This is a genomic window from Pseudomonas sp. RP-B7, assembly GCF_059803535.1.
Genome location: NZ_JAPFHC010000002.1, coordinates 19,121 through 35,667 on the forward strand (window position 1 = coordinate 19,121; position 16,547 = coordinate 35,667).

Genomic DNA, 16,547 nt, shown 5'->3' on the forward strand with positions numbered 1-16,547 from the left:
GTCATTCAACCAAGCATTGACTGAACGACCGCATTCGCGAGCAAGCCCGCTCCCACAGGGGATTGGCAGTGTTTGAAAGATCGCGCTCCAAATGGCAATTGAATGCCAAACAACACAACAATAAAAAAGATCCGAGGTGTTGCATGACCGAGTTAGCCGAACCGCAGATTCCTGCCGCACCCGCCATGGTGCGGCTGCCCCTCTTGCAACTGATTCTGGTAGGCCTGCAACACGTCTTGCTGATGTACGGCGGCGCCGTCGCCGTCCCCCTGATCATTGGCCAGGCCGCCGGGCTGAGCCGTGAAGAAATCGCCTTCCTGATCAACGCCGACCTGCTGGTGGCCGGTATCGCCACCATGGTGCAGTCGTTCGGCATCGGCCCGGTGGGCATCCGCATGCCCGTGATGATGGGCGCCAGTTTCGCCGCCGTCGGCAGCATGGTCGCCATGGCCGGCATGCCCGGTATCGGCCTGCAGGGGATCTTCGGCGCGACCATCGCCGCCGGGTTCTTTGGCATGATCATCGCGCCGTTCATGTCCAAGGTCGTACGCTTTTTCCCGCCATTGGTCACCGGCACCGTCATCACGGCGATTGGCCTGTCGTTGTTTCCGGTGGCCGTGAACTGGGCCGGTGGCGGCAGTGCGGCGGCCACCTTCGGCTCGCCGATCTACCTGGCGATTGCCGCGCTGGTGCTGGGCACCATCCTGCTGATCAACCGCTTCATGCGCGGCTTCTGGGTGAATATTTCGGTGCTGATCGGCATGGGCCTGGGCTACATGCTGTGCGGCCTGCTCGGCATGGTCGACCTCAGCGGCCTGGCCCAGGCGCCGTGGGTGCAGGTGGTCACGCCGCTGCATTTCGGCATGCCCAGGTTCGAGCTGGCACCGATCCTGTCGATGTGCCTGGTGGTGGTGATCATCTTTGTCGAATCCACCGGGATGTTCCTGGCGCTGGGCAAGATCACCGGCCAGGACGTCACCCCTAGGATGCTGCGCCGTGGCCTGTTGTGTGATGCCGGTGCGTCATTTTTTGCCGGGTTCTTCAACACGTTTACCCACTCCTCCTTCGCGCAGAACATCGGCCTGGTGCAGATGACCGGCGTGCGTTGCCGCTCGGTGACGATCATGGCCGGGGCCTTCCTGATTGTGCTCAGCCTGCTGCCCAAGGCTGCTTACCTGGTGGCGTCGATCCCGCCGGCGGTACTGGGCGGCGCGGCAATTGCGATGTTCGGCATGGTCGCGGCCACCGGGATCAAGATCCTCCAGGAAGCCGACATCGCCGACCGGCGCAACCAGTTGCTGGTGGCGGTGAGCATCGGCATGGGCCTGATCCCGGTGGTGCGTCCCGAGTTTTTCGCGCAACTGCCGCTGTGGATGAGCCCGATTACCCACAGTGGCATTGCCATGGCCACCCTCAGCGCGTTGTCGCTGAACATCCTGTTCAACATCCTCGGCGGTGCTGAACGACCTGCTGTCGAGCATGCCCACACCTGAGGCATGCCCCATCGTCGCCCGGTGCGCGCTGTAACGGCGCACTTGAGCGCAGACGTGGGAGCCAGTATTCTCCGCGCCCGCTTAAATCGACGGTTTCTTACCGCCTTGGCGCGGCTTTTGCTGTAGCAATAAAGCTGACCAATCAGACGAGTTTTTCAGCGAACCCAAAGGCGCCACACCAGAGCGCCCCTTAGAAAAAAACATAAAACCTTAACTCGGGAGCACCGAATGAAACCTATGTTCAAAGGCCTGATGCTGGCGGGATCGCTGCTGGCCGGTGGCCAAGCCGTGGCCGGCGATTTGTTGCAGTGGCAGAACAACAGCCTGACCTACCTGTGGGGCAAGAACTTCACCGTCAACCCGCAGATCCAGCAGACCGTCACGTTCGAACATGCCGACGCGTGGAAATACGGCGACAACTTCCTGTTCGTCGACCGCATCTTTTACAACGGCAAGGAAGACGGCAACGTCGGCCCGAGCACCTACTACGGCGAGATCAGCCCACGCTTGTCGTTCGGCAAGATCTTTGACCAGGACCTGTCCTTCGGCCCGATCAAGGATGTGCTGCTGGCCTTCACCTACGAGTTCGGCGAAGGCGACAACGAGTCGTACCTGCTCGGCCCAGGCTTCGACCTGAACGTGCCGGGCTTCGACTACTTTCAGCTGAACTTCTACCAGCGCCAGACCGAAGGCAATCGCGCGGGTGACGGCGTTTGGCAGATCACCCCGGTGTGGGCGTACACCATCCCGGTGGGCAACTCCGACGTGCTGATCGACGGTTTCATGGACTGGGTGGTGGACAACGACAAGAACGCCCGCGGTACTTACCACGCCAACCTGCACTTCAACCCGCAGGTCAAATATGACCTGGGCAAGGCGATGAACTGGGGCGCGAAGCAGTTGTATGTCGGTTTCGAATACGACTACTGGAAGAACAAGTACGGGATCGAAGATTCCGGTGCGTTCAAGACCAACCAAGACACCGCGAGCTTCCTGGTCAAGTACCACTTTTAACTGGCGGTGCCAGTCTCCTGTGGGAGCTGGCTTGTGTGGGAGCGGGCTTGCTCGCGAATGCGGTGTGTCAGTACCAAAAATGTTGACTGATACACCGCATTCGCGAGCAAGCCCGCTCCCACATTTAGACTGGGGACACCCCCAAGAACCGGGTGATTTCGTCGCGCTTGGCCAACGCATCCTGGCGCCCCAACTCGATCAATTCGCTGCAATACCCCGCCTCGAACAGCAAGTAGCTCAACACGCCTGCCCCGCTCGTCTTGGTCGCCCCCGGCCCACGCAAGAACAATCGCAACGCCGCCGGCAACTCCTGGCGATGCCGTGCCGCGATTTCATCAATCGGCTGGCTCGGCGCGATCACCAGCACCTCCACCGGAGCCAAGCCCCGGGCCGCGCTGTCGGCCGGCTGGAAATGACTGAACTGGTTAAGGCGCTCAAGCAACTCGATGTCGCTTTCCAGGCTGTCAATGAACGTGCTGTTGAGCATATGCCCGCCGATCTGCGCCAGGGTCGGCTGCTGGCCGGTGAAGGTACGCTGCACCGCAGTCTCGTTGCCGCGCGGGTTGCCGCTGACACCGACCACCAGCACGCGGCTGGCGCCCAGGTGCAGCGCCGGGCTGATGGGCGCGGATTGGCGCACGGCGCCGTCACCGAAATATTCCTCGTCGAGTTTGACCGGGGCGAACAACAGCGGGATCGCCGAACTGGCCAGCAAGTGCTCTACGGACAGCTGGGTGGGCACACCGATACGTCGGTGGCGCAACCAGGCATCGATGGTGCCGCCGCCCTGATAGAAGGTCACCGCTTGCCCGGATTCGTAGCCAAACGCAGTGATCGCCACGGCATGCAGGTGTTTGTTGCGGATGGCTTCGTCGATGCCGGCCAGGTGCAACTTGTCCTTGAGCAGCGCCTTGAGCGGCGTACTGTTGAGCAGCGCTACCGGCACTTGCGCGCCCAGCCCCAGCAGGCTGTGAATAAAGAAGCGGCTCGCCTGGCGAATCACCCCCGGCCAGTCACTGCGCAACACCAGATGGCTGCGAAAGCCCTGCCAGAAGGCAGTCAGGCGTTGGATCGCCGCAGTGAAGTCCATGGCGCCACTGGCCAGGCTCACCGCATTGATCGCCCCGGCCGAGGTGCCGACGATCACCGGGAACGGATTGGGCGCCCCCGGCGGCAACAGCTCGGCAATCGCCGCCAATACCCCTACCTGATACGCCGCTCGCGCCCCGCCGCCGGAAAGAATCAAGCCTGTAACCGGTTCAGCTGGGCGCATCGCGTCACTCCATGTGGGGAAAGGTCAGTCTTATTGTGGCGAGGGCGCTTGCTCCGTCGCCACAAGTGCTCTCACGTCTTATCGACGGCGTTTTTCGTACAGCTTCGGCTCACCCGGCGGACGACTCTTGAACCGACGGTGGGTCCACAGGTACTGCTCGGGGCATTGGCGTACCGAGGCTTCGACCCACTGGTTGATACGCAGGCAATCGGCTTCATCGCTTTCACCCGGGAAGTCGGTCAACGGCGGATGGATCACCAGTCGGTAACCGCTACCATCGGCCAGGCGCTCCTGGGTGAATGGCACCACCAGCGCCTTGCCCAGCTTGGCGAATTTGCTGGTGGCCGGCACGGTAGCGGCCTGGATGCCGAACAGCGGCACAAAGATGCTTTGCTTGGCGCCGTAGTCCTGGTCCGGCGCATACCAGATGGCACGGCCGGCGCGCAGCAGCTTGAGCATGCCGCGCACGTCTTCACGCTCGATGGCCAGCGAGTCGAGGTTGTGACGCTCGCGGCCACGGCGCTGGATAAAGTCGAACAGCGGGTTGCCGTGTTCGCGGTACATGCCATCAATGGTGTGCTTCTGGCCCAGCAGCGCGGCGCCGATTTCCAGGGTGGTGAAGTGCAGGGCCATGAGGATCACGCCCTTGCCGTCCAGTTGGGCTTGCTTGAGATGCTCGAGCCCTTCGACATGGGCCAGGCGCGCCAGGCGCTGGCGCGACCACCACCAGCTCATGGCCATTTCAAAAAAGGCGATGCCGGTGGAGGCGAAGTTTTCCTTGAGCAACTGCTTACGCTCTTTGGCGGACTTTTCCGGAAAGCACAGTTCCAGGTTTCGCGCGGCGATACGGCGACGTTCGCCGGCCACACGGTACATTCCCGCACCCAGAATGCGACCAATGGTCAGCAGCGCACGGTACGGCAATTGGGTGACCAGCCACAGCAGGCCGAGCCCCAGCCATAACAGCCAGAAACGGGGGTGAAAAAATACAGCTCGAAAACGCGGGCGATCCATTACAGATTCCGGTAAAGACAGGGCCGCGCATTCTACAACGGTTCGACTCGGCTTGCGGCCAGTGGATGTTCTCGTTATAAGTCTCGACACTTTTCGTGACAAGCCGCTTTATGCCGACCATGAGCCAAACCGAACCGCTAGACCAAGATCCCGTGTTCCAGCTGAAAGGCAGCATGCTCGCCATCACCGTGCTGGAACTGGCGCGCAACGACCTCGACGCCCTGGACCGCCAGCTCGCCGCCAAGGTCGCCATGGCGCCGAACTTTTTCAACAATGCCCCGCTGGTGCTGGCCCTGGACAAACTCCCGGCCGGCCAGGGCGTGATCGATTTGCCCGGCCTGATGCGCGTGTGCCGCTCCCATGGCCTACGCACCCTGGCGATCCGTGCCAGCCGCATCGAAGACATTGCCGCAGCCATCGCCATTGAACTGCCAGTACTGCCACCGTCTGGCGCACGGGAGCGTCCGCTGGAACCATTGGTCAGTGAAGAGAAGAAAAAACCGGAAAAACCGCCAGAGCCGACGATCAAGCCTACAAAGATCATCACCTCGCCCGTACGGGGCGGGCAGCAGATTTACGCCGAGGGCAGCGACCTTGTGGTGATCGCTTCGGTCAGTCCCGGGGCGGAACTTCTCGCCGATGGCAACATCCATGTATACGGCCCGATGCGCGGCCGTGCCTTGGCCGGCATCAAGGGTGATACCAAGGCCCGGATTTTTTGCCAGCAGTTGACCGCTGAGCTAGTGTCCATCGCGGGCCGGTACAAGGTTTCCGAAGATTTGCGCCGCGATCCACTGTGGGGGGCCGGGGTGCAGGTCAGCCTGTCGGGCGATGTGTTGAACATCATCCGGCTTTAACGGATACTGCCGCATTTTCCAAGCATCTCTAGACTCTGATAGCACAGCGAAACCGGCAATACTTGTGTAGGAACATCTGAAGGCTGGCGTTTTTCGTACGCCAACCCGTCTTTTCCCTACAAAGGCTGTCCGCCTGCGGCGAGTTCCAAGAGATGTTTTTCAGGGACTGAAAAGTCCTTTTTCCTTAGGGGTGAAACACCTTGGCCAAGATTCTCGTGGTTACATCCGGCAAGGGTGGTGTGGGTAAGACCACCACCAGCGCCGCTATCGGTACCGGCCTCGCTTTGCGCGGCCACAAGACAGTCATCGTCGACTTCGACGTCGGTTTGCGTAACCTCGACCTGATCATGGGCTGCGAACGCCGCGTGGTGTATGACTTCGTCAACGTGGTCAACGGTGAAGCCAACCTGCAACAGGCCCTGATCAAGGACAAGCGCCTTGAGAACCTGTACGTACTGGCCGCCAGCCAGACCCGTGACAAAGATGCGTTGACCAAGGAAGGCGTAGGCAAAGTCCTCGCTGAGCTGAAGGAAACCTTCGAATACGTGGTCTGCGACTCCCCGGCCGGCATCGAGACCGGTGCTCACCTGGCGATGTACTTCGCCGATGAAGCCATCGTGGTGACCAACCCGGAAGTCTCCTCGGTACGTGACTCGGACCGCATGCTTGGCCTGCTGGCCAGCAAGTCCCAGCGCGCCGAGAAGGGTGAAGACCCGATCAAGGAACACTTGCTGCTGACCCGCTACAACCCTGAGCGCGTCAACAATGGCGAAATGCTCGGCGTTGAAGACGTCAAGGACATCCTCGCCGTGACCCTGCTGGGCGTGATCCCGGAATCCCAGGCCGTGCTGAAAGCGTCCAACCAAGGTGTGCCGGTCATCCTCGATGACCAGAGCGACGCAGGCCAGGCTTACAGTGACGCGGTTGATCGCTTGCTCGGCAAGACCGTGGAACATCGCTTCCTCGATGTAAAGAAGAAGGGATTCTTCGAGCGTATCTTTGGAGGCAACTAAACAATGAAATTTCTCGACTTCTTTCGCGCCAACAAAAAGCCAAGTACCGCGTCGGTAGCGAAAGAGCGTCTACAGATCATCGTGGCGCACGAACGCGGCCAACGCAGCACGCCGGACTACCTGCCAGCCTTGCAGAAGGAACTGGTGGAGGTGATCCGCAAGTACGTCAACATCGGCAACGACGACGTGCATGTCGCCCTGGAAAACGACGGCAGCTGCTCGATTCTGGAACTCAATATCACCCTGCCTGATCGTTAATCGACAAGGCGGTCGCCACGGCGGCTCGCACACCTTGATCCCGTTTCGGGAACCGGGTGGGCGAGCCGCCGTTGGCGTTTGTTACGAGGCTGTTTAATGCCGCTGTCCAATATCCATATCCTCCATCAGGACGACGCTGTCCTGGTGGTGAACAAGCCGACCCTGCTGCTCTCGGTGCCCGGCCGCGCCGACGACAACAAGGACTGCCTGATCACCCGCCTGCAGGAAAACGGTTACCCCGAAGCCCGCATCGTCCATCGACTGGACTGGGAAACCTCGGGCATCATCCTGCTGGCTCGCGACGCCGACACGCACCGCGAACTGTCCCGCCAGTTTCACGACCGTGAAACCGAAAAGGCCTACACCGCCCTGGCCTGGGGCCAACCGGAACTGGACAGCGGCAGCATCGACCTGCCGCTGCGCTACGACCCACCGACCAAGCCGCGCCATGTGGTCGACCACGAGTTCGGCAAGCACGCGCTGACCTTCTGGAAAGTGCTGGAGCGTTGTGGCGACTGGTGCCGCGTGGAGCTGACGCCGATTACCGGGCGCTCGCACCAGTTGCGCGTGCATATGCTGTCGATCGGGCATCCGCTGTTGGGGGATGGCCTGTACGCCCACGAACAAGCCCTGGCCGCCTGGCCACGCCTGTGCCTGCACGCCAGCATGCTCAGCTTCACCCATCCGCAAAGCGGCGAGCGTTTGCGTTTCGAGTGCCCCGCACCGTTCTAAAGCTGGCAATACAATCAAAATGTAGGAGCGGGCTTGTGTGGGAGCGGGCTTGCTCGCGAATGCGGTCTTTCAGTACCAAAAATATTGACTGACACACCGCATTCGCGAGCAAGCCCGCTCCCACATTTGTTCTGTGCACTTTTCGCCACCGACGGTAAACTCCGCGCATTGCTGTCTGGAGCTATTTATGCGCGAAGCGTTGAATCAAGGCCTGATCGACTTCCTCAAGGCCTCCCCTACTCCTTTTCATGCCACTGCCGCCCTGGCCCAACGCCTGGAGGCCGCCGGTTACCAGCGTCTCGACGAGCGCGAAACCTGGGCCACTGAAGCCAACGGTCGCTACTACGTGACCCGTAACGACTCTTCAATCATCGCCTTCAAGCTCGGCCGTCACTCGCCGTTGCAAGGCGGGATCCGCCTGGTCGGCGCCCACACCGACAGCCCGTGCCTGCGGGTCAAGCCCCAGCCCGAGCTGCAACGCCAGGGTTTCTGGCAGCTGGGTGTGGAAGTCTACGGCGGCGCGCTGCTGGCGCCGTGGTTCGACCGCGACCTGTCCCTGGCCGGCCGCGTGACCTTCCGCCGCGACGGCAGGGTCGAAAGCCAGCTGATCGACTTCAAGCTGCCCATCGCCATCATCCCCAACCTGGCCATTCACCTGAACCGTGAAGCCAACCAGGGTTGGGCGATCAATGCCCAGACCGAACTGCCGCCGATCCTCGCGCAATTTGCCGGTGACGAACGCGTGGACTTCCGCGCCGTGCTCACCGAACAACTGGCCCGCGAACATGGCCTGAACGCCGACGTGGTGCTCGACTACGAGCTGAGCTTCTACGACACCCAGAGCGCTGCGGTGATTGGCCTGAACGGCGACTTCATCGCCGGCGCACGCCTGGACAACCTGCTGTCGTGCTACGCCGGCCTGCAAGCCTTGCTCACCAGCGACAGCGATGAAACCTGCGTGCTGGTGTGCAACGACCACGAAGAAGTCGGCTCCTGTTCCGCCTGTGGTGCCGATGGCCCGATGCTGGAACAGACCCTGCGCCGCCTGCTGCCGGAAGGTGATGAATTCGTACGCACCATTCAGAAATCCCTGCTGGTATCGGCGGACAATGCCCACGGCGTACACCCGAACTACGCCGACAAGCACGACGCCAACCACGGCCCCAAGCTCAACGCCGGGCCCGTGATCAAGGTCAACAGCAACCAGCGCTACGCCACCAACAGCGAAACGGCCGGGTTCTTCCGCCACCTGTGCATGGCCGAGGAAGTGCCGGTGCAGAGCTTCGTGGTGCGCAGCGACATGGGGTGTGGCTCGACCATCGGCCCGATCACCGCCAGCCACTTGGGCGTGCGGACCGTGGACATCGGCTTGCCGACGTTTGCCATGCACTCCATTCGCGAGCTGTGCGGCAGCCATGACCTGGCACACCTGGTGAAAGTGCTCGGCGCGTTCTACGCGAGCCACGACCTGCCCTGAGACCGAGGTGCGGTCATCGCAGGCAAGCCAGCTCCCACATTTTGATTTGTGAACACATTCAAATGTGGGAGCTGGCTTGCCTGCGATGGGGCAATGTCAAACACCCCAATGCTATCTGACACACATCAACGCCATTTCCCGTATTCCGACCTAGACTTGTCACTATTCCCACTCCGACAAGGCCGTCGCACCATGATCTCCATGTCCTCCTTCCACGCCATGCTTATCCCGATCCTCATCGGCATGATCATGCTGGCCGTGGGCTTCAACTTTCGCGACAAACCCCTCGGCGTGTTCGGCATGTGGATCGGCATGCTGCTGATCCTGGGCACCGTGGTGTACAAAATCCTCGCCAAACTGGCCGAATGACCCCTGCACTCGTACACTCGGTCGATCCGTCGCTTTCAAGGTTGACCGCCTCGTGCTCTCCCGCCTGTTTGCCCTACCCTGCTATCTGCTGATCGCCCTGCTCACCCTGCTGCCGCTCGCGCCCGCCCACGCCGTGGGTTTGCCCGGCCTGCTCGGCAGCGGCAACAAGACCCAACCCCAGGCCGAAGTGCCGTTGGGGCAGTCGTTGGACGAGGTGATCAAGACCCTGGAAAACGATCAGCAGCGTACCCAGCTGCTGAGCGACCTGAAAAAACTGCGTGCCGCCACGCAAAAAGCCCAGCCGGCCGCCGAAGAGGGCGTGCTGGGTCTGATCGGCGGCACCCTGGCCAGCCTCGAAGCGCAGTTTTCCGGGGACGACAGCCCGCTGGGGCGTTGGTCGAATGAGATCGACCAGGCCAAGGATGAGCTCAGTGCCCTGATCCTGCCGGCCAACGAATGGCTGCCGATCATTTTCGGCTTTGCCCTGATCCTCGCGCTGTGGAGCCTGCTGGCCTACGCGCTGATCTGGCTGAGCCACCGCGTGCGCGAACGTTTCGGCCTGCCCGAAGAACTGCCGCAACACCCGCGCACCTGGGACATGGTGCGCTTCGCCCTGCGCAAACTCGGGCCGTGGATGATCGCCCTGGTGATCACGGTGTACCTGAGCTACGCGCTGCCGTCGTCCCTGGGCAAATCCCTGGCGATGGTGTTGGCGTACGCGCTGGTGGTCGGCACCTGCTTTTCGGCGATCTGCGTGATTGCCTTCTCGGTGCTCGACGGCCCCCATCGCCATCGCGCGCTGTATATCCTGCGCCACCAGGCGTTCCGCCCGTTGTGGTGGATCGGCAGCTTTGCCGCGTTTGGTGAAGCCTTGAGCGACCCGCGCCTGGTCCAGGCCCTGGGTCAGCACTTGTCCCATACCGCCGCGACTGTGGCCAATGTAATGGCGGCGCTGTCCACAGGTGTGTTCATCCTGCGTTTCCGCCGGCCGATTGCCCACCTGATCCGCAACCAGCCGCTGTCGCGCCGCCTTACGCGCCGCGCCCTGAGCGACACCATCGAAATCATCGGTTCGTTCTGGTACATCCCGGCCTTGCTGCTGGTGGGTATCTCGCTGTTCGCCACTTTTGTTTCGGCCGGCGACACCAGTACCGCCCTGCGCCAATCCCTGTTGTGCACGGTTTTGCTGGTGTTGTGCATGGTGATCAACGGCCTGGTGCGCCGCCATGCACTCAAGCCGCACCGTGGGCACAAGCGTCATGCGTTGTATTCCGAGCGGCTGAAGAGCTTTTTCTACACCCTGGCCCACCTGGTAGTGTGGCTGGCCTTTATCGAATTGGGCCTGCGGGTGTGGGGCCTGTCGCTGATTCGCTTTACCGAGGGCGACGGCCATGAAGTCAGCGTCAAGCTGTTCGGCCTGGCCGGGACCTTGCTGTTTGCCTGGCTGATCTGGATCCTCAGCGACACCGCGATCCACCACGCCCTCACCCGCTCGCGCAAAGGCCTGGCCAATGCACGCGCACAAACCATGATGCCGCTGATCCGCAACGTACTGTTCGTGACCATCTTTATCATCGCCGCCATCGTCGCCCTGGCGAACATGGGGATGAACGTCACGCCGCTGCTGGCCGGTGCCGGTGTGATCGGCCTGGCGATCGGTTTTGGCGCACAGTCGCTGGTGGCGGACTTGATCACCGGCTTGTTCATCATCATCGAGGACTCCCTGGCCATCGATGACTACGTGGACGTCGGCGGCCACCTCGGCACCGTCGAAGGCCTGACCATCCGCACCGTGCGCCTGCGCGACATCGACGGTATCGTGCACACCATCCCGTTCAGCGAGATCAAGAGCATCAAGAACTACTCACGGGAGTTCGGCTACGCGATCTTCCGGGTAGCGATTCCGTACAACATGGAAATCGACGACGCGATCAAGCTGATACGCGATGTCGGCCAGAAAATACGCAATGACCCGTTGCAGCGTCGCAACATCTGGTCGCCGCTGGAGATTCAAGGGGTGGAGAGTTTCGAGTCGGGCAGCGCGATCCTGCGCGCACGCTTCAAGACGGCGCCGATCAAGCAATGGGAAGTGTCGCGGGCGTTCAACCTGTCGTTGAAGCGGCATCTGGATGAGGCAGGGCTGGACCTGGCCACACCGCGCCTGAGCGTGCAAGTAGTCACCACCACGCCACCCCAGTAGTGGGCGGGCTTGCCCGCTCACTACAGGTCAGGCGAGGGCGGTGCCGTCCATTTTCTGGCGCAGGCTCAGTGGACGCATATCGGTCCAGGTTTCTTCGATATAGGCCAGGCATTCTTTCTTCAAGCCGCTCTTGCCCACGGTGCGCCAGCCTTCCGGCACAGCCTTGTAGTCGGGCCAGATGGAATACTGCTCTTCATGGTTGACCACTACCTGAAACAGGATGTCATCGCGGTCAAATACTGAGGTCATTACTGTTCTCCATCGCTCAAAGGCCGGCTGCGCACCGTGCGCAGCGCTCATATCTGTAGAAACGTACCAAGCCGCCAAAAAATTAGAGGCTGGCGACCGCTGCCGCGACGGCGCGGCCGAAGCGTTCGGCGACGCGGTCGACTTCAGCTGCGGTGATCACCAGCGGCGGCAGGAAGCGCACCACGCTGCCATGGCGGCCGCCCAGTTCCAGGATCAGCCCGCGCTTGAGGCATTCGCGCTGCACCAGCGGCGCCAGTTGGCGATGCACCGGCGGATGCCCCTGAATATCCGGGGTGCCATCCGGGTCGACCAACTCCACGCCAAGCATTAGCCCACGCCCACGAATGTCGCCCAGGTGCGGGAAATCGCGCTGCAGGATGCGCAGGTGTTCACCCAGGCGCTCGCCCATGGCCGCTGCATGACCGGCCAGGTCATGTTCCTTGAGGTAGCGCATCACCGCCGAGCCGGCCGCCATCGCCATCTGGTTGCCACGGAACGTGCCGGCATGGGCGCCCGGCAGCCAGGTGTCGAGCCAGTCGCGATACACCACCACGGCCAGCGGCAGGCTGCCGCCGATAGCCTTGGACATCACCACCACGTCCGGAAGGATGCCGGCGTGCTCGAAGGCAAACATCTTGCCGGTACGACCGAATCCGCTCTGGATTTCATCGACGATCAACGCCACGCCCGCCTGTTCGGTGATGCGGCGCAGGCCGCGCAACCAGTCGAGGTCGGCCGGGATCACACCGCCCTCGCCCTGCACCACTTCGACGATCACCGCGGCCGGTAGCGTTACGCCTGCTTCCGGGTCATTCAACAGGTTTTCCAGATAATGCAGGTTGACCCGCACGCCTTCGGCACCGCCGAGGCCGAACGGGCAGCGGTAGTCGTAAGGAAACGGCAGAAATTGCACGCCACTGCTGAGCAACGCGCCCAAGGGTTTTTTCGGCCCCAGGCTACCCATCAGGCTCAGTGCGCCCTGGCTCATGCCGTGATAGCCGCCCTGGAACGACAACACCGTGCTGCGCCCGGTGGCGGTACGCACCAGTTTCAATGCGGCTTCCACCGCATCGGTGCCGGTCGGGCCGCAGAACTGGATCTTCGCCTGCCGCGCCAGTTCTGGCGGCAACAGGCCGAACAGGTCCTGCACAAACTGATCCTTGACCGGCGTGGTCAGGTCGAGTGTATGCAGCGGCAACTCATCGCTGAGCACTTGCTGAATGGCGGCGATCACCACCGGGTGGTTATGCCCCAGCGCCAGGGTGCCGGCACCCGCCAGGCAGTCGATAAAACTGCGACCTTCCACGTCTTCCACGTAGATGCCCTTGGCGCGTTTGAGCGCCAGGGGGATGCGCCGTGGGTAGCTGCGGGCGTTGGACTCCTGCTGGCGTTGGCGGGCCAACAGCGGGTTTTCGTCAAACTGGTACAGCGTTTCGTGAAGCTGGGTGTCTTCGATATGGCTGATAGCGACGGACATTGCTCGATCCCTCATCTGATTCCTGTTCTGGAAACGCACCAGCGAGGAAAGGATTTAGGCCGCACGGTCGCTAACTGATGGATGCACCTCCTACCTCTCGACCAGGCATAAGGTCACAGGCCTCGGTACTTTTCATTCAGGGCATACAGGATCGCGCAGGTCTGCGCGTCGAGAAAACCGCAATAATCCCGCGGCCGAAAGTGCATCTGGAACGCTCGCGTGCGCTGTTCAAACGCTCGCCGATTCTGCGCAGGCTTGTACCCATAACGCTGAAACGCGCGCTCGACCTCAACCTCCGGCGGCAAACCAAGGCAAAACCGGCGCTGATACATCGCACGGGTGGCGTCATCGAACCAGGCGCCTACGCCCACCTCGTGCAAACGCTGCCACGGCAGACGCGGCCCGGGGTCGCTCTTGCGCCAATAGGCCACATCGGAGTGCCCAAGGACGTCGCTCGGGCCGATCTGCGGGTGGCGCGCCAGGATGTCCCGTGCCAGTGCAATCAGCACTTCGACCTGCTCCTCAGGGTACGTCGGGAAAGTAAACACCCCGGCGTCATCCCGTGCCAGGTTGACCAGTTCGATGCCGATCGCGCGGCTGTTGAGGTTGTCCTGCCCGCCCCAGTGGCTGACCCCGGCATGCCAGGCGCGCTTGCCTTCATCGACCAGGCGGAACGCGCGCAATTCGTCATACCCGGCGGCGCGGTAGCTCGGCTCATCCGGGTCGGGCACCAGGTAGTGGGCGCTGACGCCATCCTGCGTGAGGGTGCGCAGGGATGCGCCGAAGGGGGCGGCGGTGTAATGCAGGATCAACTGGCGCACAGGTTCGCCATTGCGTTCGTTGAAATCCTTGGCTGGGAAACTGGTATCGATCACCAACATAAGAGCTGTCCTTTTCAATCCAGGCCGAGTCGTTCGGCCCGTTCAAGCGCAAAAAACCAACGCCATCCTGAAGGGTTCACCTTCAGGCGGGCGGTAACTATGTGGCGCTTGAAAGAAAAAGATCAGTGCCGCAGCGGCATGCCCAGGTCGACGCGCAGGCCATCGGCCTGGCTGTCGAATTTCAACGAGCACGAGCAGCGCTGCACAATCGCTTGCACGATCGCCAGGCCCAGGCCGCAACCTTCGCTGCTGCCGTTGCGCCAGAAGCGTTGGGTCAGGTATTGCAGGTCTTCGCTGGAGATCTGCTGGCCATGGTCACGTACGCGAAATACCACATGGTCGGCGTCGGTGAACACGCGCAGTTCCACCCGGGTGTGCGCCGGGGTATGGCGCAAGGCGTTGTCCAGCAGGTTGCGCAGGGCCGCAACGGCCAGGCCCACGGGCATTTCCACCGGGGTGGTGCGCAGGTTGTCCGCCAGGATCAGGTCGATACGCCCGTTATCGCCGGCGTTGGCGTCCTGGATCGCCAACCGCGCCACTTCCTCGGCGCTGGACTGCAAACCATCGTCAAACGACAAACTGCCTTCGACCCGTGCCAGCAGCAGCAATTGTTCCAGGGTGCGATGCAGGCGGTCGGCGCCCTCTTCGGCGTGGGCCAGGGACTGGTCGCGGGCCGCGCCGTCGGTCATGCGCGCCACTTGCAGGTGGGTCTTGATCGCCGTCAGCGGGCTGCGCAGCTCATGGGCAGCGTCGCCGGTGAGCCGACGTTCGCGCTCGATGGTCTTGGCGATGCGCTGCAACAGTTGGTTCTGGGTGTCGAGCAGCGGCTTGAGTTCGCTGGGCAACGGGTGGATCTGCAACGGTTCGAGGGAGTCGGCGCTGCGCCGCATCAGCGCGTCACGCATGCGGTTGAGCGGCAGCAGGCTCTGGCCGATGCCCAGCCACAACAGGCACAGGCAACCGAGCATCGCCACGCCCACCGGCACCGATGCAGCGAGCAGGATCGACAGGTTCAGCGCCTCGCGCTCCACCTGGCGGTCGGCGGTGGTGATCAACAAATCGCCCCGGGACAGGGTAAAACTGCGCCAATTCACGCCATCGATCACCTGGTCGCGAAAACCGCTTTTGCGCGACTCCAGGCCTTCGTCCGGCGTTGCGTGGCTGCGCGCCAGGACTTCGCCGCGCAAGGAACTGACCTGACAGGCCATGCCCCCCGGCACATTCAGTTGCTGCGCGCTGAAATGCGCACCGCCGCTCATGCTGGCCAGGCCCGGCATCTGCTCGGTCAGCCCGGCGACCATGCGCGCCGATGCCACCAGGCGCTGGTCGAGGGAAAACATCATCTGGTTGCGCAAGTCGTTGAGCATCCACGCTGCCGCCAGGGCCCAGATCAGCACAAAGGCGGCGCCAAGCTTGAACGTCAGGCGCAGGCGCAGGCTTTTCACGGCGCGTTCTCTCCGTCATCCGCCGGGCCCAAGCGGTAGCCAAGGCCGCGTACGGTCTCGACGATGCCGTTGCCCAATTTGCGCCGCAGGTGGTGGATGTGCACGTTCAACGCGTTGCTTTCCAGCTCGTCGTTGAAACCGTAGACGCTGTCCTTGAGTTGCTCGCTGGACAGCACGCGGCCCTTGTTGTGCAGCAGCGCCTGCAACAGCGCCTGTTCGCGGCGGGACAGGTCCACCGGCTGACCGCCGAGGAAGGTTTCGCGGCTGCTCGGGTCATAGGCCAGGCGTCCGTGTTCGATCAGGTTGACGCTGCGCCCCGCCACCCGGCGCAACAGGGTTTGCAGGCGTGCGGCCAATTCGCGCAGGTCGAAGGGCTTGAGCAAGTAGTCGTCGGCACCGGCTTGCAGGCCGTCGACGCGATTGGTCACAGAATCCCGTGCCGTGAGGATCAGCACCGGAATCTCCAGGCCCTGGCTGCGCTGCTGCTGCAACAACTTGAGGCCATCTTCATCGGGCAGGCCAAGGTCGAGCACCATGATGTCGAAGGTCGCCGCCTTGAGCATCGCCCGCGCAGCCGCCGCCGTGCCCACGCGCTCGACCGTGAAGCCCTGGGCGGTGAGGCCGGCCACGATGCCGCTGGCGATCAGTTCATCGTCTTCGCAGACCAGTACGTGCATGCTGAACCCTTCATAAAAGATGGGGGAGATTAAAGGTGCCACGGATTAAGCGCAGATTATGCCGTGAAAAGAGGCGCGCTCAGACACTCCCTACACTCTAGAATAGCGCCGGTTAATC

The 16,547-nt window shown here is 62.3% G+C and carries 16 protein-coding genes; 9 read left to right on the forward strand and 7 right to left on the reverse strand.

All coding sequences use genetic code 11. The annotated features are described in order from the left end of the window. Positions 1–143 precede the first annotated feature (143 nt). Together OPU96_RS02940 and OPU96_RS02945 are read left to right on the forward strand one after the other, a co-directional pair. On the forward strand, positions 144–1,493 hold the full coding sequence (locus OPU96_RS02940; RefSeq protein WP_498558625.1) for a nucleobase:cation symporter-2 family protein: 1,350 nt from the start codon (positions 144–146) through the stop codon (positions 1,491–1,493). A 228-nt stretch (positions 1,494–1,721) separates the two neighbouring features. Next, entirely contained in the window at positions 1,722–2,507 is a 786-nt protein-coding gene (locus OPU96_RS02945) for an outer membrane protein OmpK (protein ID WP_305391284.1), read from the forward strand. Between the two features lie 124 nt (positions 2,508–2,631). Here the strand turns inward: OPU96_RS02945 and OPU96_RS02950 are convergent, their stop codons facing one another. Both OPU96_RS02950 and OPU96_RS02955 read right to left on the reverse strand, forming a co-directional pair. Next, positions 2,632–3,780, reverse strand: a complete 1,149-nt coding sequence (locus tag OPU96_RS02950) for a patatin-like phospholipase family protein (RefSeq protein WP_498558626.1) — start codon at positions 3,778–3,780, stop codon at positions 2,632–2,634. Between the two features lie 78 nt (positions 3,781–3,858). Then, complete coding sequence (locus OPU96_RS02955) at positions 3,859–4,794, reverse strand: lipid A biosynthesis lauroyl acyltransferase (protein WP_226455031.1); 936 nt, start codon at positions 4,792–4,794, stop codon at positions 3,859–3,861. Between the two features lie 119 nt (positions 4,795–4,913). Here OPU96_RS02955 and minC point away from each other — a divergent pair, with 119 nt between their 5' ends. The 7 genes from minC (at position 4,914) to OPU96_RS02990 (ending at position 11,700) form a co-directional block, all read left to right on the forward strand. Continuing rightward, a complete protein-coding gene (gene minC / locus OPU96_RS02960) occupies positions 4,914–5,651 on the forward strand; it encodes a septum site-determining protein MinC (RefSeq protein ID WP_192297237.1) in 738 nt (245 codons plus the stop codon). A gap of 200 nt (positions 5,652–5,851) precedes the next feature. After that, positions 5,852–6,664, forward strand: coding sequence for a septum site-determining protein MinD (gene minD, locus OPU96_RS02965; protein WP_192296950.1), 813 nt, complete (start codon positions 5,852–5,854; stop codon positions 6,662–6,664). 3 nt (positions 6,665–6,667) lie between these two features. Continuing rightward, entirely contained in the window at positions 6,668–6,922 is a 255-nt protein-coding gene (minE, locus tag OPU96_RS02970) for a cell division topological specificity factor MinE (RefSeq protein WP_003175252.1), read from the forward strand. Between the two features lie 96 nt (positions 6,923–7,018). After that, positions 7,019–7,654 carry an RluA family pseudouridine synthase gene (locus tag OPU96_RS02975; protein WP_005789965.1) on the forward strand — a complete coding sequence of 212 codons (636 nt, stop codon included), beginning with the start codon at positions 7,019–7,021 and terminating at the stop codon, positions 7,652–7,654. A 187-nt stretch (positions 7,655–7,841) separates the two neighbouring features. Next, positions 7,842–9,131, forward strand: a complete 1,290-nt coding sequence (locus tag OPU96_RS02980; protein ID WP_192296951.1) for a M18 family aminopeptidase — start codon at positions 7,842–7,844, stop codon at positions 9,129–9,131. A 192-nt stretch (positions 9,132–9,323) separates the two neighbouring features. Continuing rightward, positions 9,324–9,500: a hypothetical protein gene (locus OPU96_RS02985; RefSeq protein WP_010208820.1), complete on the forward strand. Its 177-nt coding sequence runs from the start codon at positions 9,324–9,326 to the stop codon at positions 9,498–9,500. Between the two features lie 52 nt (positions 9,501–9,552). Further along, a complete protein-coding gene (locus tag OPU96_RS02990; protein WP_192296952.1) occupies positions 9,553–11,700 on the forward strand; it encodes a mechanosensitive ion channel family protein in 2,148 nt (715 codons plus the stop codon). Positions 11,701–11,727: 27 nt separating this feature from the next. Here OPU96_RS02990 and OPU96_RS02995 read toward each other — a convergent pair whose 3' ends face one another. The 5 genes from OPU96_RS02995 to OPU96_RS03015 all read right to left on the reverse strand — a co-directional run bounded on the left by OPU96_RS02995 (position 11,728) and on the right by OPU96_RS03015 (position 16,429). After that, complete coding sequence (locus OPU96_RS02995; protein WP_192296953.1) at positions 11,728–11,949, reverse strand: MbtH family protein; 222 nt, start codon at positions 11,947–11,949, stop codon at positions 11,728–11,730. A gap of 82 nt (positions 11,950–12,031) precedes the next feature. Beyond that, the gene (locus OPU96_RS03000) at positions 12,032–13,426 is read right to left on the reverse strand and encodes an aspartate aminotransferase family protein (RefSeq protein WP_192296954.1); all 1,395 of its coding nucleotides are present in this window, start codon (positions 13,424–13,426) and stop codon (positions 12,032–12,034) included. Positions 13,427–13,539: 113 nt separating this feature from the next. Next, complete coding sequence (locus OPU96_RS03005) at positions 13,540–14,307, reverse strand: N-acetylmuramoyl-L-alanine amidase (protein WP_226455028.1); 768 nt, start codon at positions 14,305–14,307, stop codon at positions 13,540–13,542. A gap of 122 nt (positions 14,308–14,429) precedes the next feature. After that, positions 14,430–15,752 (reverse strand): ATP-binding protein, encoded by a 1,323-nt coding sequence (locus OPU96_RS03010; RefSeq protein WP_192296956.1) that lies wholly within the window; start codon positions 15,750–15,752, stop codon positions 14,430–14,432. Further along, on the reverse strand, positions 15,749–16,429 hold the full coding sequence (locus OPU96_RS03015; protein WP_226455027.1) for a response regulator: 681 nt from the start codon (positions 16,427–16,429) through the stop codon (positions 15,749–15,751). The genes OPU96_RS03010 and OPU96_RS03015 overlap by 4 nt, the downstream gene beginning before the upstream one ends. Positions 16,430–16,547: the final 118 nt, after the last annotated feature.